At 64.8% G+C, this 22911-nt stretch carries 19 protein-coding genes; 7 read left to right on the top strand and 12 right to left on the bottom strand.

Translation table 11 applies throughout. The annotated features are described in order from the left end of the window. Positions 1-5 precede the first annotated feature (5 nt). From HSDC_RS00090 to HSDC_RS00070, 6 genes are all read left to right on the top strand, one after another. Entirely contained in the window at positions 6-1163 is a 1158-nt protein-coding gene (locus tag HSDC_RS00090) for a PQQ-dependent sugar dehydrogenase (RefSeq protein WP_064697900.1), read from the top strand. A 167-nt stretch (positions 1164-1330) separates the two neighbouring features. Continuing rightward, a complete protein-coding gene (locus HSDC_RS00085; protein ID WP_064697899.1) occupies positions 1331-2533 on the top strand; it encodes a quaternary amine ABC transporter ATP-binding protein in 1203 nt (400 codons plus the stop codon). Between the two features lie 5 nt (positions 2534-2538). Beyond that, positions 2539-3372, top strand: coding sequence for an ABC transporter permease (locus HSDC_RS00080; RefSeq protein WP_064698596.1), 834 nt, complete (start codon positions 2539-2541; stop codon positions 3370-3372). An 84-nt stretch (positions 3373-3456) separates the two neighbouring features. Continuing rightward, positions 3457-4329 (top strand): glycine betaine ABC transporter substrate-binding protein, encoded by an 873-nt coding sequence (locus HSDC_RS00075; protein ID WP_064697898.1) that lies wholly within the window; start codon positions 3457-3459, stop codon positions 4327-4329. A 456-nt stretch (positions 4330-4785) separates the two neighbouring features. Then, positions 4786-4959 carry a hypothetical protein gene (locus HSDC_RS16805; RefSeq protein WP_170862745.1) on the top strand — a complete coding sequence of 58 codons (174 nt, stop codon included), beginning with the start codon at positions 4786-4788 and terminating at the stop codon, positions 4957-4959. Positions 4960-5004: 45 nt separating this feature from the next. Next, on the top strand, positions 5005-6666 hold the full coding sequence (locus HSDC_RS00070; RefSeq protein WP_064697897.1) for a BCCT family transporter: 1662 nt from the start codon (positions 5005-5007) through the stop codon (positions 6664-6666). Between the two features lie 148 nt (positions 6667-6814). Here the strand turns inward: HSDC_RS00070 and HSDC_RS00065 are convergent, their stop codons facing one another. The 11 genes from HSDC_RS00065 to HSDC_RS00015 all read right to left on the bottom strand — a co-directional run bounded on the left by HSDC_RS00065 (position 6815) and on the right by HSDC_RS00015 (position 20020). Then, positions 6815-8110, bottom strand: coding sequence for an adenylosuccinate synthase (locus tag HSDC_RS00065; RefSeq protein ID WP_064697896.1), 1296 nt, complete (start codon positions 8108-8110; stop codon positions 6815-6817). 70 nt (positions 8111-8180) lie between these two features. Continuing rightward, a complete protein-coding gene (locus HSDC_RS00060) occupies positions 8181-9377 on the bottom strand; it encodes an ATP phosphoribosyltransferase regulatory subunit (protein WP_064697895.1) in 1197 nt (398 codons plus the stop codon). Positions 9378-9600: 223 nt separating this feature from the next. Then, positions 9601-10482, bottom strand: coding sequence for a protease modulator HflC (gene hflC / locus HSDC_RS00055; protein WP_064697894.1), 882 nt, complete (start codon positions 10480-10482; stop codon positions 9601-9603). 1 nt (position 10483) lies between these two features. Next, complete coding sequence (gene hflK, locus HSDC_RS00050) at positions 10484-11701, bottom strand: FtsH protease activity modulator HflK (RefSeq protein ID WP_064697893.1); 1218 nt, start codon at positions 11699-11701, stop codon at positions 10484-10486. Between the two features lie 117 nt (positions 11702-11818). Beyond that, positions 11819-13135, bottom strand: a complete 1317-nt coding sequence (gene hflX, locus HSDC_RS00045; RefSeq protein WP_064697892.1) for a ribosome rescue GTPase HflX — start codon at positions 13133-13135, stop codon at positions 11819-11821. Between the two features lie 8 nt (positions 13136-13143). After that, positions 13144-13395 carry an RNA chaperone Hfq gene (gene hfq / locus HSDC_RS00040; protein ID WP_064697891.1) on the bottom strand — a complete coding sequence of 84 codons (252 nt, stop codon included), beginning with the start codon at positions 13393-13395 and terminating at the stop codon, positions 13144-13146. Between the two features lie 125 nt (positions 13396-13520). Beyond that, complete coding sequence (gene miaA, locus HSDC_RS00035; protein ID WP_064697890.1) at positions 13521-14459, bottom strand: tRNA (adenosine(37)-N6)-dimethylallyltransferase MiaA; 939 nt, start codon at positions 14457-14459, stop codon at positions 13521-13523. 15 nt (positions 14460-14474) lie between these two features. Then, positions 14475-16460: a DNA mismatch repair endonuclease MutL gene (mutL, locus tag HSDC_RS00030; RefSeq protein WP_064697889.1), complete on the bottom strand. Its 1986-nt coding sequence runs from the start codon at positions 16458-16460 to the stop codon at positions 14475-14477. Between the two features lie 94 nt (positions 16461-16554). Next, positions 16555-17979: an N-acetylmuramoyl-L-alanine amidase gene (locus HSDC_RS00025; RefSeq protein WP_064697888.1), complete on the bottom strand. Its 1425-nt coding sequence runs from the start codon at positions 17977-17979 to the stop codon at positions 16555-16557. Positions 17980-18002: 23 nt separating this feature from the next. Continuing rightward, positions 18003-18506, bottom strand: a complete 504-nt coding sequence (gene tsaE / locus HSDC_RS00020; RefSeq protein ID WP_064698595.1) for a tRNA (adenosine(37)-N6)-threonylcarbamoyltransferase complex ATPase subunit type 1 TsaE — start codon at positions 18504-18506, stop codon at positions 18003-18005. A gap of 2 nt (positions 18507-18508) precedes the next feature. Continuing rightward, positions 18509-20020 carry a bifunctional ADP-dependent NAD(P)H-hydrate dehydratase/NAD(P)H-hydrate epimerase gene (locus HSDC_RS00015; protein ID WP_064697887.1) on the bottom strand — a complete coding sequence of 504 codons (1512 nt, stop codon included), beginning with the start codon at positions 20018-20020 and terminating at the stop codon, positions 18509-18511. Between the two features lie 105 nt (positions 20021-20125). Between HSDC_RS00015 and queG the strand changes: the two genes are divergently transcribed. After that, the gene (gene queG / locus HSDC_RS00010; protein ID WP_064697886.1) at positions 20126-21235 is read left to right on the top strand and encodes a tRNA epoxyqueuosine(34) reductase QueG; all 1110 of its coding nucleotides are present in this window, start codon (positions 20126-20128) and stop codon (positions 21233-21235) included. Between the two features lie 61 nt (positions 21236-21296). Here queG and serS read toward each other — a convergent pair whose 3' ends face one another. Continuing rightward, positions 21297-22577: a serine--tRNA ligase gene (gene serS / locus HSDC_RS00005; RefSeq protein ID WP_064698594.1), complete on the bottom strand. Its 1281-nt coding sequence runs from the start codon at positions 22575-22577 to the stop codon at positions 21297-21299. Between the last annotated feature and the right edge of the window lie 334 nt (positions 22578-22911).

Here is a 22911-nt window from a genome sequence, read left to right as displayed (position 1 = left end):
GCTGGATGCTTGCGTTGACATCCCGATCGGTCGCGGGGCTGCTACTGACCGCCAGCCTGACGGCCCAGGCCGATTCATCCATCACCACACGCCATCTGACGTTATGCCTCGAGCGCGTCGCGTCTGGGCTGGAACATCCCTGGGGCCTGGCCACCTTGCCCGATGGTCGCTTTCTCGTCAGCGAGCGACCGGGCCGGCTCAAGTTGGTGACCCCAGAAGGCGACATCACCCGAGTGACGGGAATCCCCGATGTCTCGACCCGAGGCCAGGGCGGCCTGCTCGATATCGTGCTGCATCCCCAATACGGCGACGGCGAACACGACTGGGTCTATTTCACCTGGAGTCGAGCCGGTGATGACGGCACCGCCACCAGCCTCTCCCGCGCCCGGCTTGCTAAAGGACACCTCGAGAACATCGAACGTCTCTTCACCCAGGACCGTTTTTCGACGCCAGGGCGCCACTATGGCTCGCGGCTGGCCTGGCTCGACGACGGCACTCTGCTGATGAGCATCGGCGATCGCGGTGTCGACCCTGAACGCGCCCAGGACGGCCGTGACCATGCCGGCAGCATCTTGCGCCTGACCGCCGAGGGAACGGTACCCGCTGACAATCCCTTCATCGATGCCCCCCAGATCGATGACGAGATCTTCAGTCTGGGGCATCGCAATCCCCAGGGCCTGGTCACCGCCGAAGATGGCACGCCCTGGTCGACGGAACATGGCCCGCGCACGGGCGATGAACTCAACCGGCTCGTCGCAGGCGAGAACTACGGCTGGCCGGAAGTCACTTTGGGCCGCGACTATGCCACCAATCAACCACTCGGCAAGAACAGTGCCCCGGGCATGCGCGATCCGGTGCATGTCTTCGAGGGGCGTTTCGCGCCCTCCGGACTGACCGACATCACCGGCGATGTCTTCCCCGGCTGGCACGGCAACCTGATGGCAGGCGGACTCGCCAGCGAGCAGTTGATCCGGCTCTCCCTGGAAGATGACACCGTAGCGGAGCGCGAAGTGATTCTCGACGGCGAGATCGGTCGGATCCGCGATGTCCACCAGGGAGCCGACGGTACCCTGTACTTGCTCAATGATGCCTCCGACGGTAGCCTCTTTCGGCTGTTACCGATGACACCGGCAACGGGAAGCCCCGCATCCTGCGCTTCCTGAGCGTTCGTGGCCGCCCTGCGAATTTGAATCATCATTCAAGCGACGCTAGGGTGTGCCGCCTCGTGCGCGCCAACAAACGCCGTTGGCATCCTGATGCGACCCCTTATCCCAACCTGGCACCGGCCATGGCATCCGCGCCCACGGCCAGGAACCACTAAGGCACAGCAATGAGTGACAACCGAAACGTCAAGATTCGGGTCCGCAACCTCAGCAAGGTCTTCGGCAGCCAGCCGAAGAAGGCGCTCGAATTGCGCGACCAGGGCCTGAAGCGGCCCGAGATCCTCGACAAGACCGGCCAGACCCTGGGCCTCTCCAACATCGATTTCGATGTCCATGAGGGTGAACTTCTGGTGATCATGGGGCTTTCCGGATCGGGCAAGTCGACCCTGATTCGCTGCCTCAACCGACTGATCGAGCCCACCGAGGGCGAGATCGTCATCGACGGCGAGAACATTCCCGACCTCAAGGAGAAGGAACTGCTGGAATGCCGCCGTCGCCACTTCTCCATGGTGTTCCAGAACTTCGCCCTCTTCCCCAATCGTACCGTGCGCCAGAACGCCGAGTTCGGCCTCGAGGTGCGAGGCGTCGACCCGGCCAAGCGCCGGGAAGCGGCCGACAATTCCCTCAAGCAGGTCGGCCTGGACGGCTGGGAGGATGCCTATCCCAATCAGCTCTCCGGCGGCATGCAGCAGCGTGTCGGCCTGGCGCGCGCCCTGGCCAACGACGCCACCGTACTGTTGATGGACGAGGCCTTCTCGGCGCTGGACCCGCTGATCCGCGGCGACATGCAGCAGGAACTGCTGGCCCTGCAGCACCGCATGCAGAAGACCACGGTCTTCATCACCCACGATCTCGACGAGGCGCTGACCATCGGCGATCGCATCGTACTGCTCAAAGACGGTGAAGTGGTGCAGATCGGCACGCCCGAGGAAATTCTCACCAAGCCGGCGGACGACTATGTGCGTCGCTTCATCGAGGGGGTCGACAAGTCGCGCATCCTCACCGCCGAAAGTGCCATGCGCAAGGTTCGTTCCACGGTGCGTGACAGTGATGGGCCACGTACCGCGCTGCGCAAGATGCGCGAGCACAGCCTCGACTCCATCTACATCCTCGACCGCGAACGCCGCCTGATCGGCCTGATCGACGCCGATGCCGCAAGCGAAGCGCTGGAACAGGGCAAGGCCAGGGTCACCGACGCCATGACCCAGGACTTCCGCAGCGTGACGCGGGAAGAGCCACTGCACAACCTGTTCGCCATGTTCAGCGAGAATCGCTTCCCCATCGCCGTGGTGGACGATGACAAGGTGCTCCAGGGTGTGGTGGTCAAGGGCGCCGTCCTGGATGAACTCGCACAGGCAGGAGAAGATTGATGGCTATCGACATTCCGCGCATTCCGCTGGGCGACTGGATCGAAGGTGGCCTGAACTGGCTGACCAGTGAATATTCCATCGTGACCCGCGGCATCTCCCGAGTCACGCAGACCGGTATCGATGGCCTCAACGATGCCCTGATGTGGTTGCCCGACTGGTCCCTGCTGGCGATCATCGTCGCGCTTTGCTGGTGGCTGGCCAATTCTCGTCTGGCCATCGGTGCCGCCATCGGCCTGGCACTGATCTGGAACCTGGGCCTATGGGATCCGATGATCGAGACCTTGACCCTGGTGGTGATCGCCACCCTGGTGGCCGTCGTCATCGCCTTGCCGGTCGGCATCGCCGCCGCCCTCTCCGAGCGCCTCTATCGCACCATCATGCCGGTACTGGACTTCATGCAGACCATGCCGGCCTTCGTCTATCTGATCCCGGCCATCCCGTTCTTCGGCATCGGCTCGGTGTCGGCGATCTTCGCCACCGTCATCTTTTCCATGCCCCCGGCCATCCGCTTCACCACCCTGGGTATCCGCCAAGTGCCGGTGGAACTGGTCGAGGCGGCCGACGCCTATGGCGCTACCCGCAGCCAGAAGCTGATCAAGGTCCAGCTGCCGATGTCGTTGCCCACGATCATGGCCGGCATCAACCAGACGATCATGCTGGCGCTCTCCATGGTGGTGATCGCGGCCATGATCGGCGCCGATGGCCTGGGCAGCGAAGTCTGGCGCGCCATCCAGCGCCTGCGGCCCGGCGATGGCTTCGAGGCCGGCATCGCGGTGGTCATCCTGGCCATGATCCTCGATCGCGTCACCCAGTCGTTGCGCAAGCAACGCAAATCCTGAGGCCACGCATGTCCCGGGCGCACGGTTGCATACCGGCGCCCGGGTCTGCATGCTCTAGGGACATCTCCAACAAAGGCAATTCAGATGACCAAGCAACCCATGCGTCACAGCCTCAGAATCGCTGGCCTCGCGCTGGCTGCCGGTACCGCTCTCGCTGCAGGTAGCGTCCAGGCTCAGGACAAGGGGACGGTAGAGCTTGGATATGTCGAATGGTCCTCGGAAGTCGCCTCCACCAACGTGATTCGTGCCGTCCTGGAGCAGGCCGGTTACGACGTCGAGATGACGTCGCTGTCCGCCGCCGCCATGTGGCAGGCCGTCTCCACTGGCGATTCGGACGCCATCGTTGCCGCCTGGCTGCCCACGACTCACGCCGATTATCTGGAGCGTGTGGGCGACAAGGTCGAAAATCTCGGCCCGAACCTGGAAGGCACCAAGCTCGGTCTCGTCGTGCCCGAATATACCGACGTCGATTCCATCGATGAGCTCAACGCCAATGCCGACACTTTCGATGGCGAGATCATCGGCATCGACCCGGGCGCCGGCCTGATGAGCCTGAGCGAGGACGTCGTCGACGAGTACGGCCTGGACCTCACCCTGCGTAGCGGCAGCGGCGCCACCATGACCGCCGCCCTTCAGTCGGCCATCCAGAACGAAGAGGACATCGTGGTGACCGGCTGGACGCCACACTGGATGTTCGCCCGCTGGGAGCTCAAGTATCTGGATGATCCCAAGAACGTCTATGGCGGTGCCGAGCACATCAACACCATCGTGCGTCAGGGGCTGAAGGAGGACATGCCCGAGGCCTACGCCATCCTTGATGCCTTCGAGTGGACGCCCGAGCAGATGGGCGAAGTCATGCTGATGAACCAGGAAGAAGGCTCCGACCCGTACGAGAACGCCAAGCAGTGGGTCGAGGAGAATCAGGACGTCGTGCAGGAGTGGCTGCCCGAGTCGTGAGCTCGAGTCCCTCGCGGGCTCCCGGCGAGCGATCTCACATGCGGTCGCCATCGTGGAAGGGAGGCACCTGTCGGTGCCTCCTTTTTTCATGACGTTTACTTTCATGACGCTTACCGGGGCAACAACAGAGCACGCACGGAACCAGAGTCATCCCGGCGGTCACCCTGCTCGAATATCGCGCCATGGCAGTGACAGCGATGAAGAAACGCAATAAATTGAAGCCTGGAAGCAGGATCACTCATCGAATGATCGCTCAGGCAGCGATGATTGCGACATGACATAGCCATCCCCGCCCGGATGTGTCGCCAAGCGCAGACGATTCGCGTGAGATGATGTACGGTATGCAACGATTCGTGGCGAAACAGTCCGTTGAAAGTGATGCCCTACGCAATCATCTTCAAACGGCCACACTTGTCGTGTCATCAACGAGCGAAACATCAGGGAGGAGTACCCAGCATGTTCAAGCGGATCATGGTGCCCAGGGATCTGGCTCTGGGGGAACGCACCGACGAGATCGGCACCGACCGGGTGACGCCTCTCTCCGGTTCCCGCCGCCGAACCGGCCTCTCGCTTGACGACCGTATCGCCACGCTTGTCGAGGTGTCAGGCATGCTCCATTCGCACGCCTGACACCTTGCTTCCCACCGTTCATCGACGCCAACAAGGAGAAGTCCCGTGACGAACGACGATAAAGCCCACGAGGCCAACGCGGGATCCGAGGGCATTCCCGCCCCGGACGGACCCGCCAACCTCATCGATACCGATTACGTGATCGGGCAGGACAACATCACCGCGACCAAGTTCGGGGTGGACATGGACCTTCATGGCAAGGTCTTCACCATCTCCTCGCTGGTGATCCTGTTCTTCGTGATCATCACCCTGGCCATGCAGAACGAGGTCGAGCCGCTCTTCAACGCCATCTTCGATGTGCTGACCGGCAACCTGTCCTGGTTCTTCCTGCTGGCCGCCAATATCTTCGTGATCCTTGCCATCGTTCTGATCTTCACCCCCATGGGCAAGGTACGGATCGGTGGCGCCCATGCCACGCCGGACTTCAGCTACGCGGGCTGGTTCGCCATGCTGTTCGCCGCCGGGATGGGCATCGGCCTGATGTTCTACGGCGTCTCCGAGCCGATCACCCACTTCGGTACCGCCATGGGCGGCACCACGGTGGAGAACGGCGTGCGAACCGACTGGGCCCCCTTGGGTGCTGCCGCCGGCGACCAGCAAGGCGCCATCTCGCTGGGCATGGCCGCGACCATCTTCCACTGGGGCCTGCACCCCTGGGGGATCTACGCCGTGGTTGCCCTGGCCCTGGCCCTGTTCTCCTTCAACAAGGGTCTGCCGCTGACCATGCGCTCGATCTTCTACCCGGTTCTGGGTGAGCGCGTCTGGGGCTGGCCGGGCCATGTCATCGACATCCTAGCGGTATTCGCCACCCTCTTCGGGCTGGCCACTTCGCTGGGTCTCGGTGCTTCCCAAGCCTCGGCGGGGCTTGGCTACCTGTTCGGCATCCCCGACACCAATGCCACCATGGTGCTGCTGATCATGGGCATCACGGTCGTGGCCCTGGGGTCCGTGATGCTGGGGGTCGACAAGGGCGTGCAGCGGCTGTCGCAGATCAACATGGCACTGGCCTTCCTGCTGCTGATGTTCGTGATCGTCGTCGGGCCGACCCTGATGATCGCCACGGGCTTCTTCGAGAACCTGGTGGCCTACATCGTCAACCTGCCGGCCCTGTCCATGCCCTTCGGCCGCGAGGATGCCAACTTCAGCCAAGGCTGGACGGCCTTCTACTGGGCCTGGTGGATTTCCTGGTCGCCCTTCGTCGGCATGTTCATCGCGCGGGTCAGCCGTGGCCGCACCGTCCGTGAGTTCCTGATCGCCGTGCTGCTGGTGCCCTCCGTGGTCTCGGTACTGTGGATGACCGCCTTCGGTGGCACCGCCATCGATCAGTACGTCACCGACGGCTTCGAAGGCGTGAAGAACGCGGCGCTGGAACTGCAACTGTTCGAGATGCTCGGCCAGCTTCCGCTGACCAGTATCACCTCCTTCGTCGGCATCGTGCTGGTGATGGTGTTCTTCATCACCTCCTCGGACTCCGGTTCGCTAGTGATCGACTCCATCACCGCCGGCGGCAAGGTCGACGCGCCCCGTTCCCAGCGCGTGTTCTGGTGCCTCATCGAGGGGGCCATCGCCATCGCCCTGCTGCTGGGTGGCGGCCTGACGGCCCTGCAGACCGCGGTGATCACCACCGGCCTGCCCTTCACCATCGTGCTCCTGGTGGCCTGCTACGCCATCGTCAAGGGGCTGATGAGCGAGCCCAAGAGCGTCTGATCGGCCCGTAACAAGGCCCTCTACGCCGGATCGCCCCGCTTCCCGCGGGGCGATCGCGTTTCCGGCCCTGGAACGACAACGCCGCCCACCGGAAGCTCCGATGGGCGGCGTTCAGGTTCTACGAGATGCGTCCGAAAGGACGGCTGGCTTACTCGGCGAAGGGGTTACGCAGCACGATGGTCTCGTTGCGATCCGGCCCGGTCGAGATGATGTCGATGGGCGTGCCCACCTGTTCCTCGAGGAAACGGATGTAGGCGCGAGCATTGGCGGGCAGCCCCTCGACGCTCTTCACGCCGATCGTCGATTCGTTCCAGCCCGGCAGGTCCTCGTAGACCGGCTCGATGGCTTCATAGCCCTCGGAATCCACCGGCGCATCGAGAACATCGCCGTCCTTGCTACGGTAGCCGACACAGACGCGGATGTTTTCCAGGCCGTCGAGCACGTCCAGCTTGGTGAGGCAGAGCCCCGACACCGAGTTGATCTGCACGGCATGGCGCAGCGCCACGGCATCGAACCAGCCGCAACGGCGAGCGCGACCGGTGGTGGCCCCGAACTCGTGCCCCTTCTCGGCCAGATGACGCCCATGCTCGTCGAACAGCTCGGTCGGGAAAGGACCGGAACCGACCCGCGTGGTGTAAGCCTTGGTGATGCCCAGCACATAGTCGAGATACAGCGGCCCCACGCCGGAACCGGTCGCGGTGCCGCCCGCTGTGGTGTTGGAGCTGGTCACGAAGGGATAGGTGCCGTGGTCGATATCCAGCAACGAGCCCTGGGCCCCTTCGAAGAGGATGTTCTCATCGGCCTTGCGCATATCGTGGACCAAGCTGACGGTGTCACAGACCATGTCGCGCAGATCGTCGGCCATGCGCATGGCATCGTCGAGGACCTGCTGGAAATCCACCGCCGGCTCGCCATGGTACTTGGTCAGCACGAAATTGTGGTAGTCCAGCACCTCGCCGAGCTTGGAGGCGAAACGCTCACGGTGCAGCATGTCGCCGAGACGCAGCCCTCGACGCGCCACCTTGTCCTCGTAGGCTGGGCCGATCCCCCGGCCGGTGGTGCCGATCTTGGCCACGCCACGGGCCTTCTCCCGCGCCTGATCGAGCCGCACATGATACGGCAGGATCAAGGGACAGGCCGGCGACAGGCGCAACCGCTCGCGCACCGGCACGCCCTTGGCCTCCAGCTCGCGGATTTCCTCGATCAGCGCTTCCGGTGACAGCACCACGCCATTGCCGATCACACAGGTCTTGTCGTCTCTCAGGATGCCGGAGGGAATCAGGTGCAGGACCGTCTTCTCGCCATCGATGACCAGGGTATGGCCCGCATTGTGCCCCCCCTGGAAACGCACCACGGCATTGGCAGATTCGGTCAGCAGGTCGACCACCTTGCCCTTGCCCTCGTCACCCCACTGGGTCCCCAGTACGACTACGTTCTTGCCCATAGTGTCTCGTCTCTCGTTGCTGCGCGCCGGCGATCGGCCGGAGTCGAATAAAACGGCTCACCTGGCCTCATCAGGCCGAGTCATCGGAGGCTGGCAGCGCCTCCACCCGCCAGCCGCCATCGGCCGGCACCAGATGTCGCTGACAATGATGTTGTTCGGGGCCGGTCCGCTGCCCCGGCAGCGCCTGGACGACCCGCTCTCCCTGCTGGCGCAGGTCCCTCACGACCTCGCTCAGCCCGTCGCCTTCGCTCGGTGCCCAGATACCGCCATCGCGGGGCTCCTTCGGCGTCAGGGTGGCCAGCAGCTTGAGCTCCAGGGAAAAGCCGGTGGCCGGCCGGGCACGCCCGAAGGCACGTCCGGTGTCGTCATAACGTCCGCCCTTGGCCAGGGCCTGGCCGTAACCCGGCACATAGGCGGAGAACATCATGCCGGTGTGATATTGGTATCCCCGCAACTCGGCCAGATCGAAATAGAGCTCGACCTCAGGGTGTTCGGCGACCACGCCACGATACAGCGCCCGTAGCTGATCGAGGGCTGCTCCTACCGCCTGGGGCGCTTCGGCAAACGCTTCCCGGGCTTCGTCGAGTACCTCGGGGCCACCGTGCAAGGTCACCAGGTCACGGAACATCTCTGCCAGTGCCGGATCGTCGACACAGGCTTCGACCCGAGTCGCCAGTTCGCCCGGCGACTTCAGCTCGAGCGCCTCGAACACCAGGCGTTCCTGCTCCGGTGACAGCTCCGCCGCCTCCACCAGGCTACGATAGATGCCGATGTGTCCCAGCGCCAGGTGAACCTCGCCGGCACCGGCAACGGACAGGCTGGTCAACGCCAGACGCAGGATCTCGAGATCGGCCTCCAGCCCGGCATGGCCGAAGAGCTCCACCCCCACCTGAACAGGGCTGCGTCCGCCCTGATACTGGTCGGCCTTGGCGCGCAACACATTGGTGCAATAACACAGCCGCACGGGTCCCTGCCGCTTGAGGGAATGGGCGTCCATGCGCGCCACCTGGGGAGTCACATCGGCGCTGGCTCCCATCATGCGCCCCGTCATCTGATCGGTGAGCTTGAAAGTCTGCAGATCCAGCTCGGTGCCGGTTCCGGTCAGCAGGGAGTCGAGGAATTCCACAGGGGGCGGCATCACCTGGTCGTACCCCCAGCAGTGATAGAGGTCGAGCAGCGCCCGGCGCAATTCCTCCATGCGGCTGGCCTGAGGCGGCAGCACTTCGTCCATGCCGTCGGGCAAGAGCCAGCGGTCAGCAATGGTCATGTCGTTCTTCCTGCAAGACAGTGGTTGGCCTGTGGCAAGCCTCACGGCATGGCGGAACTAAGCATGGCGGGATGCCGGAGAAAGCTCGCCGGGAGTGGAGAGGCCACAAAAAAACCGGGCCACGCCCGGTTTACCGATTCTATCACGTTTGGCGTCGGGATGAACCCTGGCGCCGATGCCCGACGGCACCGGCGCCCTCCTGGGCTCTCCCCGGCCGGCCAACTCAGTCGTCGGTCGGCGTCGGGCTCTTGAGATACTGGAAGAAGTCGCTGGAGGGATCCAGCACCAGCATGTCGCCGTCACCCTGGAAGCTATCGCGATAGGCATCGAGACTGCGCCAGAAGGAGAAGAACTCCTCGTCCTTGCCATAGGCCTGCGAGAAGATCGCTGCCGCTTCGGCATCCCCCTCGCCGCGCAGGGTTTCGGAACGCTCCTGGGCCTGGGCCAGCAGCACCTGGCGGCGCCGGTCGGCGTTGGCACGAATGCGTTCGGCTTCTTCCTGGCCCTGTGCACGCCATTCTCGCGCCTCACGCTCACGCTCCGAGCGCATGCGATCATATACCGCCGAGGAAACATCCTCGGGCAGGTCGATGCGCTTGACGCGAATGTCGAGGATGGCCACCCCGAGCTCCTCGCGCATCAGCTCGTCGAGCTCCTGGGTAGGCCCGGTCATCAACTCATCGCGTTTCTCGGAGATGATCTGCTGCAGGTTCAGGCGACCGAACTCGTTACGCAGGCTCTCGTCGACCCGGGGCTGGATCAGGCGCACGGCCTGCATCTCGTCGCCGGCGGTCGCCTCGTAGTAGCGGGTCGGATTGACCACCTGCCACTTGACGTAGGAATCGACGATCACCGCCTTCTGCTCCAGCGTCAGATAGCGGCTGGCATCGGTATCCAGCGTCAGCACCCGGGTATCGAACTTGCGGATCGTCTGGGTGATCGGGATCTTGAAGTGCAGTCCCGGCTGGATGTTCTCCTCGATGATCTCGCCGAAACGCAGCTTCACCGCACGCTCGGTTTCGTCGACCACATACAGGCTGCTGCTGGCCAGCCAGGCGACCGCGGCCAGGCCGCCGACGATGAGCAGGGAACGATTATTGATCATTTCAGCGACCCTCCCTGCGAATTCCGTTGCTGCTGCTGTTGCTGCTGCTCGGGCTGGACGATGACTGGATGCTTTGCAGGCGTTCGAGCAACTGCGGATCCAGCTGCGTCTCGCCATCGCTCGACTTGCTGCCGCTGTCACTGCGCTTGAGGCGATCCATCGGCAGGACCATCAGCGGGCTCTGCTCGGTGACGTCGACCATCACCTTCGGCGTGCCACTGTAGACCTCGGAGAGGGTATCCAGGTAGAGGCGCTCACGCATGATCGCCGGGGCATCCTGATACTGGGTCAAGAGAGCGTTGAAGCGGTTGGCCTGGCCTCGCGCCTCGGCCACCACCGATTCGCGATACCCCTGCCCCTGCTCGACGATACGCTGAGCCTGGCCCTGGGCCGCGGGAATCACGGCATTGGCATAGGCCATGGCCTGGTTGATGGTGCGCTGGCGATCCTCGCGGGCGCGGATGACATCATCGAAGGCATCCTGCACGGCATCGGGCGGCGAGGTGGACTCGACGTTCAATGTCTGCAGCATGATGCCGGTGCCATAGCTGTCCAGGTAGGACTGCAGACGACTGTTGACCGAGCTGCCGAGGATCTCGCGTCCCGACGTCAGGATATCGATCATGTCGGTTCCCCCCACCACGTGGCGAAGGGCGGAGTCCAGCGCGTTCTCCAGGCTGAGCTCGGGATCGCGCACGTTGAGCACATAGCCGCGAGGATCGGCAACCTGGTACTGGGCCGATATCTCGACGGAAACGATGTTCTCGTCCTGGGTCAGCATCGACTGCGTCTGGGTGATCGAGCGTACCCGCGTCACATTGACCATGTGGACGTCATCGATCAGCGGCGGATTCCACTGCAAGCCCGGTGTCACGGTTTCCTGGTACTTGCCGAAACGCAGCACGACCCCGCGCTCCGACTGATCGACCAGATAGAAGCCCGAAGCCGCCCAGATAGCCAGTGCCACGATCAGCAGCAGGCCCGGCAACGCAAAGGTGTTGCGAGGCTTGCCACCGCCCGAGCCTCCACCATTGCCGCCGCGCTTGCCACGACCGCCCAACATGCTGTTGAGCTTGTTCTGAAATTTCTTCAGGGCCTCATCGAGGTCCGGGGGGCCCTGGTTGCCGCCCCCCTTGCCGCCACCGCCGTTGCCACCACGGCGGCCCCCACCACTCCAGGGGTCATGCTGGTTGCCGCCACCGGGCTCATTCCAGGCCATACGTCGTCTCCACTCTGCGTTGCATACCGTCGCGCACCGGAGCGTCGCGACGGGCATCGTTGCGATCCTTGTAGCGCCGACCGGTGTTGGCAACGCCGGCCGACGCCCGAAGGCGACTCATTGCTCCCATACGGGACCTTCCTGCAATTCCTCCGGCAGGTAATCGTTGGCGCTCTCGCCGAGACGTGCCATCAATTGCAGGAAATCACGTCGCGGCAGCCGTATCTCGAGCAGGGTACGTCCCTGCTCGTCGAAGCGCTCCTCGCGTACCGCACCCAGTTCGTGCAGGCCAGCCCGCAGCTTGCCCTGGACAGGCGTCAGGGTGATGTCGAAGTCGATGATATCGTCGGCCAGACACTCCGAGAGGGCCTGCTCGAACAACTCCAGGCCTCGGCCATCCCGGGCCGACAACCACACCGACTCGGGCCGCCCATCGGCATTGCGCTCGATACGCGGCGCACTGTCGAACAGGTCGACCTTGTTCATCACCTTGAGCGTCGGCACGTCCAGCGCGCCGATCTCATCCAGCACCTCGTTGACTTGATTCACGTTCAGGTCGCGGTCCGGGTCCGCGGCGTCGATCACATGAACCAGCAGGCTCGCCTCGGCGGCTTCCTGGAGCGTCGCCTGGAAGGCTTCCACCAGCTTGTGCGGCAGGTGCCGGATAAAGCCCACGGTGTCGGCCAGCACGACCGGCCCCACATCCTCGACCTCGAGACGTCTCAAGGTAGGATCGAGGGTAGCGAACAGCTGGTCCGCCGCATAGACCCGCGACTCGGTCAGAGCATTGAACAGCGTCGACTTGCCGGCATTGGTATAGCCGACCAGCGACACGCTGGGGATCTCGGCTCGCGAGCGGGCACGGCGGTTCTGGCCACGCTGGCTACGCACCTTGTCCAGGCGCTTGTGAATCGCCTTGATGCGGCCACGCAACAGGCGACGGTCGGTCTCGAGCTGGGTTTCGCCCGGACCGCGCAGGCCGATGCCACCCTTCTGTCGTTCCAGGTGGGTCCAGCCGCGTACCAGCCGGGTCGACATGTACTCCAGTTGGGCCAGTTCCACCTGCAACTTGCCCTCGTGGGTCCGTGCCCGCTGAGCGAAGATGTCGAGAATAAGTCCCGTGCGATCGAGCACACGACACTTGAGCGCCTGCTCGACATTACGCTCCTGGGAAGGACTGAGAGCATGATTGAAGATCACCAGCTCGGCCTTGTGGACAGCCAGCGCTTCGCGGACTTCTTCCACCTTGCCCGAACCGATGAAGAAACGCGGATCGGGCCGGCCTCGACTGCCGGTCAGCAGCGTGGCCGGCTCCGCGCCGGCCGAGCGCACGAGCTCGAGAAATTCTCCGGAATCCTCACGCTCGCTTTCGTCCTGGAAGTCCACATGGACGAGTACCGCCGTCTCACCGGCGTCGGGACGTTCGAAAAACAATCAATACCTCACGCGTTGCTTTCCGGCTGCGCGGGCACGTCAGTCGCCGGCAGACGCACATTGCGCGACGGCACCACCGTGGAGATGGCATGCTTGTAGACCATCTGGCTGACCGTGTTTCGCAGCAGGATGACGAATTGGTCGAAGGACTCGATCTGGCCTTGCAGCTTGATGCCGTTGACCAGGAAGATCGACACCGGAATGCGCTCCTTGCGCAGTACGTTCAGGTATGGATCTTGAAGGGACTGTCCTTTGGACATGTTGCTCTCCCTAAATTGTCTCTTATGGGATTGATAGTGTTATTGGGTGCCCACCTCTTTTCCCGAGGTGGCACTCTTGCCCGGTGGAGCCCGATCAACCGGTCTCATGGAACGCTCATCTTACGCTAACTGCTGAATTCGCGCACCAATTTCAAGACATGATCGAGTGGCTCGCCGGCCAGAATGTCAACCCAATGCAGGTCAGGCCAACCACGCATCCAGGTCAACTGGCGCTTGGCCAGCTGCCGCGTGGCGACAATGCCCCGGCGTCGCAACGTCTCTCGGTCGCCCTGTCCTTGCAGGTACTCCCAAGCCTGACGATACCCCACGCTCTTCATCGCGGGTAGTCTCGCATGCAGGTCGTCTCGTGCCATCAGGCCAGCCACCTCATCGAGAAAACCTGCCTCGAGCATGGCATCGAAACGTGCCGCTATCCGTGAGTGCAGCACACTCCGATCGGCCGGAGCGAGTCCTATCGACAGCACACGCCAAGGGAAGGTTTCCGGTTGCTGCTCATCCCAGTGCTCGGTGAGCGAACGTCCACTGATTCGATAGACCTCAAGTGCCCGGGTCAGGCGCTGGGGGTCGTTGGGATGAATGCGCCGGGCCGCGCGCGGATCGATGCGCGCCAGCTCCTCATGCAGCTCGGCCAGCCCGCGCTGCTCGACTTCCCGATCCAGTTCAGCGCGAATCGTCGGATCGCCGGAGGGCAGATTGGGCTCGCCGACCCAGAGACGCTGGTAGTACATCATGGTCCCACCGACCAGCAAGGGAACGCGACCGGCATCGGTGATACGACGCATCTCGCGGCGCGCATCCTCGCGAAACGCCGCCGCCGAATAGGGGTCGGCGGGATCGCGGATATCGATCAGACGGTGCGGGGCCCGCGCCAGTTCGCTGGCTGACGGTTTGGCACTGCCGATGTCCATGCCGCGATAGACCATCGCCGAGTCGACGCTGATCAGCTCGCATCCCAAGCGTTCATGCAGGGCGATGGCCATGTCGGTCTTGCCCACGGCAGTCGGCCCCATCAGGAAGATGGCCGGCGGGCGGGTGTCACTCATGAAAACTCCGTCGGATCACTGCCCTCGCAGGAAAAGGCGGTCCAATTCCTTGAGGCTCATCTCGGTCCAGGTGGGACGACCATGGTTGCACTGGCCGCTGCGCTCGGTACGTTCCATGTCACGCAGCAGCGCGTTCATTTCCGCCGTCGTCAATTGGCGGTTGGCCCGCACGCTACCGTGGCAGGCCATGGTCGACAGCAATTCATTGATATGGGCCTCGAGCCGGTCGGAACGTCCGTAACGCTCGAGGTCGCCGAGCATGTCGCGCACCAGCAACTCGACATCGGCGTCCACCAGCAGGGCCGGCACCTGACGTACCAGCAACGTTTCCGGACCGGCCACGTCGAGTTCCACGCCCAGTCGCGAGAAGGCGTCGCGTTCGGCCTCGGCGGTGGCCACCTCGGCGGCACTGGCCGCCAGGGACACCGGCACCAGCAACGGTTGGGCCTGCAGGCCTCCCCCGTCACCGGTGTCTCCATGCACCTGCGCCTTCATGCGCTCGTAGACGATACGCTCATGGGCGGCATGCATGTCCACCACCACCAGGCCACGCTCGGTCTGAGAAAGAATGTAGATGCCGTGCAACTGGGCCACGGCATAGCCCAGGGGCGGCGCTCGGGTGGCATCGTCCTCCGGCATCGCCGGGGCGGGAGCCGGGCTGGATGTCGCCGCCGCGGGCGATGCCTCGCGTTCGGCCAGGGCCACCTCGGCGGCATTGCCGCCTGCTCCCGGCGCGGATGCCTGAGGGGTCAGCAGGCTTTCCTCGTGTTCCGGATGCAGGGCACGATAGCCTTCCATGAAGGCGCGCACCCGGTCCGGAGTCACCTTCTGTTCGCCTCCCTCGTCGCGGCCATGCAGCGCCATGGGCTGCTGCTGCCAGCGCCCCGCAGGCTCGGCCACTTCATTGGACGATGGCGCCACCGCGTCTGACGCGCCTTTCCCGGCCGGGGACTCTTTCGCAACCGTCCCGTCGCCCGGTTGGCCGGCGCGCGCCTCGCCGAGCGCCCGGTGCAGGCTGGAAAACAAGAAGTCGTGCACCATGCGGCCATCACGGAACCGCACTTCATGCTTGGTCGGATGCACGTTGACATCCACCACCGCCGGGTCGACCTCCAGGTACAGCACGAACACGGGATGGCGACCGTGGAAGAGGACGTCACGATATGCCTGCCGAATGGCATGGGCCACCAGCCGGTCGCGGACCACCCGGCCATTGACGAAGAAGTACTGCTGGTCGGCCTGGGCCCGGGAATGGGTCGGCAGGCCGACCCAGCCCCACAGGCGCAAGCCACCGGTTTCGATGTCCAGGTGCAGGGCGTTTTCCAGGAAGGCCTTGCCGAGCAGGGCCTGCAGGCGACGCTCGTGGCCGACCAGGTCACCGCCGGGACTCAACTGGTGGATAGTCTTCTGGTTGTGTCGCAGCACCCAGCCGAGATCCAGTCGCGACAGGGCCTGGCGACGGAAGGCCTCTTCCACGTGACCGAACTCGGTCTTCTCGGTACGCAGGAACTTGCGACGCGCCGGCGTATTGAAGAACAGGTCGCGCACCGTCACCGAGGTACCGCGCGGGTGCGGCGAGGGCGTGACCCGAGGCTCCATGCGGCGCCCTTCCACCACCACACGCCAGCCGCTGGTCGGGTCGTCCTCGACGTTGGACATCAGCTCCAGGCGCGACACCGAACTGATCGAGGCCAGCGCCTCGCCGCGAAAGCCCAGGCTCGCCACGCCCTCGAGGTCGTCCAGCGACGCGATCTTGCTGGTGGCGTGACGCGACAGGGCCAGCGGCAGATCCTCCTCGCCGATGCCGACGCCATCATCGCGCACCCGGATCAGGCGTGCCCCACCAGACTCCAGCTCCACCTCGATGCGCCGGCTACCGGCATCGATGGCATTCTCGACCAGCTCCTTGACCACCGAAGACGGTCGCTCGACCACCTCACCCGCGGCGATCTGGTTGGCCAGCCGAGGATCGAGAACCTGGATATGCTGCCTGTCTGTCATAACTCCCCCTGACGCTGGAAGTCGGACGCTTGACGTCCCGTCAATCGCGATGAAGCGCTTCCAGGCGCAAAGCGCCGCTCGTTAAACTTCCAGCTTAAGAACTCGGTATCCTCAGCACTTGCCCGACCCGGATGACATCACCGTTGAGCTCATTGGCCTGCCGCAGCTGGCCGACCGGCACATTGTGACGAGCCGCGATCTCCGACAGGGTATCACCCGGCTGGATACGATACTCGTCACCGGCACCGCCGCGGCCCTGATCGCGCTGCCAGGCCAGCAGGCTGGCCGGTGGCGGATTGCGCTCGAAGTGGGCGCGAATACCGCCGAAGACAGCCTGCATCATGCGCTGCTGGTAGCTGCCATCGCGAAGCCGCCGTTCCTCCTGGGGATTGGAGATGAACCCGGTCTCCACCAGCAGCGAGGGAATGTCAGGTGACTTGAGCACCACGAAACCCGCCTGCTCCACTCGCGGCTTGTGGAGGTCGTTGACACGTCCCATGCGATCCAGCACGCGCCCTCCGATGGTCAAGGAATCGTTGAGGGTCGCGGTCATGGTCAGATCGAGCAGCACGCCGCGCAGCACCTCGTCCTTGTCGTCCAGTGACAGGTTGCCGTCCACGCCGCCGATCAGGTCCGAGCGGTTCTCCGTCGCCGCCAGCCACTTGGCGGTCTCCGAGGTCGCGCCGCTCTGTGAAAGGGCGAACACCGAACTGCCATGTGGTCGGGGGCTGTTGAAGGCATCGGCGTGGAGCGAGACGAAGAAGTCGGCCTTCTGCTCCCTGGCGATGCGCGTGCGCTGACGCAGCCCGACATAATAGTCGCCATCACGGATCATCACCGCCTTGAAGCCTTCGGTGGCATTGATCAGTCGCGACAGGCGCTTGGCCATTTCCAGCACGACGTCCTTCTCGCGTGTACCGGCGGGACCGGTGGCGCCAGGGTCCTCACCGCCATGGCCGGCATCCACGGCGATGATGATGTCGCGCTTGGGATGTGGCTGGGCCTGCTTGGCCGCCGGCGTCACGGTGTCGGGATCGCGCCCTTCGGCCACCGCCTCGGCCTGGGCCCGCTCGGCGGCAATCTCCTGTTCGCGAATCTTGGCCTCGATGGGATCGATGGGGTCCTCCACGGCACTCTCGCCGGGATACTCCAGATCCACCACCAGGCGGTGGCCATACTGTTCGTTGGGCTCCAGGGTGAAATGGCGCGGCTCGACCGCCCGCGACAGTTCCAGCACCACCCGCAGGTCGTCGCCATTGCGCACGCCGGTGCGCACCTCGCGGATGGCGCTGCCGGACAGATCCAGCCGATCGGCATCGGCATTGAATTCGCTGTCCTGCAGGTCGATCACCAGCCGGCGCGGATCCTCCAGCGTGAAGACCTCCGCCGTGGCCGGCGACGACAGGTCGAAGACCAGACGCGAGTGGTCGGGCGCTGCCCAGAGGCGCAGGTTATCGACACTGGCGGCCTCGGCACACAACGGCACCAACAACGCCAGCGGCAATAGCCAGCGAGCCATGTTACGACGCAATATCCTTTTCCTCATGAAACGTCTTCGTCCGTACCGGCGAGACAGCTGTCGGGCCGAGCCAACTCCGCGGCCAACCGTTCGAGAACCTCGCGGCCACGTGCCGTCTCGGCCGACAGCAAGGCCTGGCGCCCCGGCGGCTGAAGGCTCAGGCGCACCCACAGATCGGGCCTGGGTAGCCAGCCCTCGCCCCGGGCGGGCCATTCGATCACGCAAAGCGCCTCTTCGCCGAGCAGGTCGCGCCCCCCGATAAATTCCAGCTCTTCCGGGTCACCCAGACGATAGAGATCGAAATGATGCACACGTGCCTGCGCCAGTTCATAGGGCTCCACCAGCGTATACGTCGGGCTCTTGACCGCTCCCTGGTGACCATAGGCACGCAGGATGCCCCGAGTCAGCGTCGTCTTGCCGGCACCGAGCTCCCCTTCCAGATAAACCCGCCCCTGGCCGGCCAGCGCCCGACCGAGGCATTCGCCCAGCGCGACCTGTCGGTCTTCGTCAGCAAGTCGCAAGCGCATCGTCATTCGTCCATCGTTGGGTTGACCAGAATTCGCGCACAGGATGCCAGATCGCCGGCCAGCAAGCCACGCTCACCATCCTGCCGGGCCGCCATGTCGGCGGCCAGGGCATGCACCAGCACACCGAGCCGCGCGGCCGTCTCCAGCGGGAGCCCTTGGGCCACCAAGGCCCCCAGCATGCCGGAAAGCGCGTCTCCCATGCCGCCGCTCGCCATGCCCGGGTTGCCGTAGGGGCATACGGCCAGTCCGCCCGGACCAGCCACCAGACTGCCGGCGCCCTTGAGCACCACCACGCCGCCGAGACGCTGCTGCAAGGCCAGCACCGCCGCCGGGCGGTCCGCCTCCACCTCGGCGGTCGCAATGCCCAGCAGGCGCGCCGCCTCACCGGGATGCGGGGTGAGGATCCAGTCATCGCGCCGCTGCTCCGCGAAACGCTCGGCGAGCAGGTTGAGGCCATCGGCGTCCACCACCAAGGGCTTTCCGGCGGCCAGGGCGCCCTGCAGCATGGCCTGCCCCCAACTGCCTTTTCCGAGTCCCGGCCCGACGACCAGAACATTCGCCGCCCCAGGCAGCTCGCCGAGATCGGCGAGACCGCGCACGCCATGTGCCATCACCTCGGGCCGGCGTATCAGGCTGGCGACCACATGCTCAGGGTCGGTGGCCAGGCTCACCTTGCCGGCACCGAGCCGCGCGCACGCTTCGGCGGCCAGCAGGCCGGCACCTCCCATGCCCGGTGCGCCCCCCAGGATCAGCGCATGCCCCGCCGCGCCTTTATGGGCATCGCGCTCACGGGGCAGCAGTCTCGACGCGATCAACGACCGATCGAGCCGCCATGCGGCCGGCGTCATGCCATCGAAAGCTGCCCGGGGCGCGGCCAGGTCAAAAACGGCCACACCGCCGGTCCGCGCCGGTCCCCGCCCGGTGTGCAATCCCAGCTTGTCGCCGATGAACGTGACGGTCCGGGAGGCGTGCACCGCCTCGCCCAGCTCGGCGCCGGTATCGGCATGCAGCCCGGAGGGAATGTCGATGGCCAGCACCGGCTTGCCGCAGGCATTGATGGCCGCAATGGCCGACCGAGACGCCCCGCACACCTCGCCGGAAAGCCCCGTGCCGAGCACGGCATCCACCACCAGCTCGCCGGTCAACACCATGCCTTCCTGCCATGGCTGACGACCGACGCCGGCGGCATCGGCCATCTCGGCGGCTCGGCGCGCATCCCCCTTGAGCGCCTCCACGGGCTTGAGGAGGATACGCTGAACCGAAAGCCCCTCAGCCGCTGCCAGAGCGGCCAGCACATGGCCGTCGCCCCCGTTGTTGCCGCCACCGCACAGCACGCTCAGGTGGCGCACCTCCGGCCAGGTCTCACGCAGGTATCGCCAGGCCGATGCCGCGGCACGCTGCATCAGCGCGAACCCCGCCACGCCGGAAGCGATGACGCGCCGGTCCAGCTCGCGCACCTGCTCGGCACGATACAGCGCTCGGCCCTTGTGATCCTCCGGTGGCGCCTGTGTCATTCGCTATTCCCCCAGCACACGATGCTTTACCATGTAGAAGTGTGTCGTTTTCCCCCGCCAGACGCCAAGCGTCGTGGCGCCATTCTGCGTGGTGTTTGCTCGATCATGTCCCAGCCGTCTGCTCAAGGCGACGCATCTCCCGATCTCCAGGCCCTGGCCGACTCGATCAAGACCTGGGGTCGTGAACTCGGTTTCCAGCAAGTCGGGATCACCGATGTCGACCTGGCCGAGGACGAGGCCCGACTGCAGCGCTGGCTGGACCTGGGCCACCATGGCGAGATGCACTTCATGGCCAAGCACGGCACGAAGCGTACCCGCCCCGAGGAGCTGGTGCCCGGCACGGTGCGCGTGATCAGCGTGCGGCTCGACTACCTGCCGCCCGAGGTCGAGACGACCCGGATGCTGGCCCGTCCGGAGAAAGCCTACGTCTCGCGCTACGCCGTAGGCCGCGACTACCACAAGCTGATGCGCAAGCGCCTGGCCACGCTGGCCAAGCAGATCCAGGACGAGATCGGCCCGTTCGGCTATCGCGCCTTCGTCGACTCGGCGCCGGTGATGGAACGTGCCCTGGCCCGCAAGGCGGGCCTTGGCTGGGTCGGCAAGAACGCCATGATCCTCAATCCCAAGGCGGGCTCGCTGTTCTTTCTCGGCGAACTCTACACCGACCTGCCCCTGCCGGTGGACCCGCCCTATGAAGGTGCCCATTGCGGCAGCTGCAGCGCCTGTCGCACGGGCTGCCCCACCGATGCCATCGTCGAGGATCGCGTCGTCGACTCGCGCCGCTGCATCTCCTATCTCACCATCGAGCTGCACGGGGCGATTCCCGAAGAATTCCGCGCCGCCATGGGCAACCGCGTCTTTGGTTGCGACGACTGCCAGCTGGTCTGCCCTTTCACGCGTTTCACCCGAGCCAGCCGCGAGCGCGACTTCGCCCCTCGCCACGATCTTGACCGTGCCGACCTGGTCAGCCTTTTCGCCTGGAGCGAGGAAGAGTTTCTCGACAAGACCGCGGGCAGCCCCATTCGACGCATCGGCTACGAACGCTGGCTACGCAACCTGGCCGTGGGGCTGGGCAACGCGCCCTGGAGCGAGAGCGTCGAGTCCGCTTTGCGAGCTCGCCTGCCCTACCCATCCGACCTGGTCCGCGAGCACGTCCGCTGGGCCCTGGCACGCCAGCGGGCAAAGCGCACGGACATGATCGCCGTCGAGGCCTGAGAAAGCCCTTCCCCATCCCTCGTCCAAGACCGAGGCGCTCTGGATAGGCGCCTCTTACGCGTTACGCCACATTGATCGTTTCCATTCCCCCCATGTAGGCGCGCAGCGCCTCGGGGATGGTGATCGAGCCATCGGCGTTCTGGTGGTTTTCCATCACCGCGATCAGGCAACGTCCCACCGCCAGTCCGGAGCCATTCAGGGTGTGCAGCAACTGCGGCTTCTTCTCGTCCGGGTGGCGATAGCGCGCCTGCATGCGACGAGCCTGAAAGTCCTCGCAATTGGACACCGAGGAGATCTCCCGGTAGGTCTCCTGGCTCGGCAGCCAGACTTCCAGGTCGTAGGTCTTGGCGGCACCGGCCCCCATGTCGCCGGTACAGAGCGTGACGACACGGTAGGGCAGCTCGAGGGCTTGGAGGATCGCCTCGGCGTGGCCACGCATCTCCTCGAGAGCGTCATAGCTGGTCGATGGCTCGACCAGTTGCACCATCTCGACCTTGTCGAACTGATGCTGGCGGATCATCCCGCGGGTGTCGCGACCGTGCGAGCCCGCCTCGCTGCGAAAGCACGGCGTATGGGCGGTCAAGCGCACCGGCAGCGACTTGTGCTCGATGATCTCGTCACGCGCGAAGTTGGTCAGCGGCACCTCGGCCGTAGGGATGAGGTAATAGCCACGCTCATCTTCCAGCCGGAACAGGTCCTCGCCGAACTTGGGCAGTTGCCCGGTGCCGTAGAGCGAGTCGCGGTTGACCATGTAGGGGACATAGCACTCCTCGTAGCCGTGCTCGAGGGTCTGCTTGTCCAGCATGAACTGGACCAGCGCCCGATGCAGGCGTGCGATAGCGCCACGCATCACGGCGAAGCGCGCCCCGGTGAGCTTGGCCGCCAGATCGAAATCCAGCTCCCCCTTGAGGGCACCGAGATCGACATGGTCGCGGGCCGTGAAATCGAGCGCACGCGGTGTCCCCCAGCGATGCAGCTCGACGTTGTCGTCCTCGCTCTGCCCTTCCGGCACGCTCTCGTGGGGCAGGTTGGGCAGGCCGCTGACCTGCTCGTCCCACTCCGCCTGCACCTCGGCGAGACGGGACTTGGCCGCATCGAGACGATCGCCGAGGTCACTCACCTCGGCGAGCAGCGGCTGGATGTCCTCTCCATTGGCCTTGGCCTTGCCGATCGACTTGGAGCGCGTGTTGCGCTCGTTCTGCAACCGCTCTGTCTCGGCCTGCAGTTCACGGCGCCGGGACTCCAGCGCGGCAAGTCGTTCGGTATCGAGAGCGAAACCTCGCTTGGCCAGGCGTTGAGCGACGCCCTCGAGGTCGCTGCGCAGCAGTTTGGGATCGAGCATGGAATCCTGTCCGTCGATGAAAAAAGCGGCAAACGCAAGGCGCCCATTGTAGGCAAAAGCCCCGTCTCGCGCCACGACCCGGGATGCGCCTCATGGGCCTGTCGCGGTACAGTAGGCGCCACCTCTTCCCCGTTCGTCCTGCCCGGCAAGCCAGCCGATGCAGCAGAACGACGCCAATACCGATACCGACATCATGATCGCAAGACTGGACACCAGTGAGGCTTCCCTCGGCCCGGCCGCCGCCCGCTACCGGGCCTTCCTCGAGGCCCTGCGCGAGGCCGGCTTTGCCGGCGAGATCGCCCCGGACTACGCCCTGTCTCTTATACCCCTCTCC

The sequence above is a fragment of the Halomonas caseinilytica genome, from assembly GCF_001662285.1.
GTDB lineage: Bacteria > Pseudomonadota > Gammaproteobacteria > Pseudomonadales > Halomonadaceae > Halomonas > Halomonas caseinilytica.
Note: the sequence above shows the minus strand (reverse complement) of the source record. Positions and strands in the feature narration are given on the sequence as shown.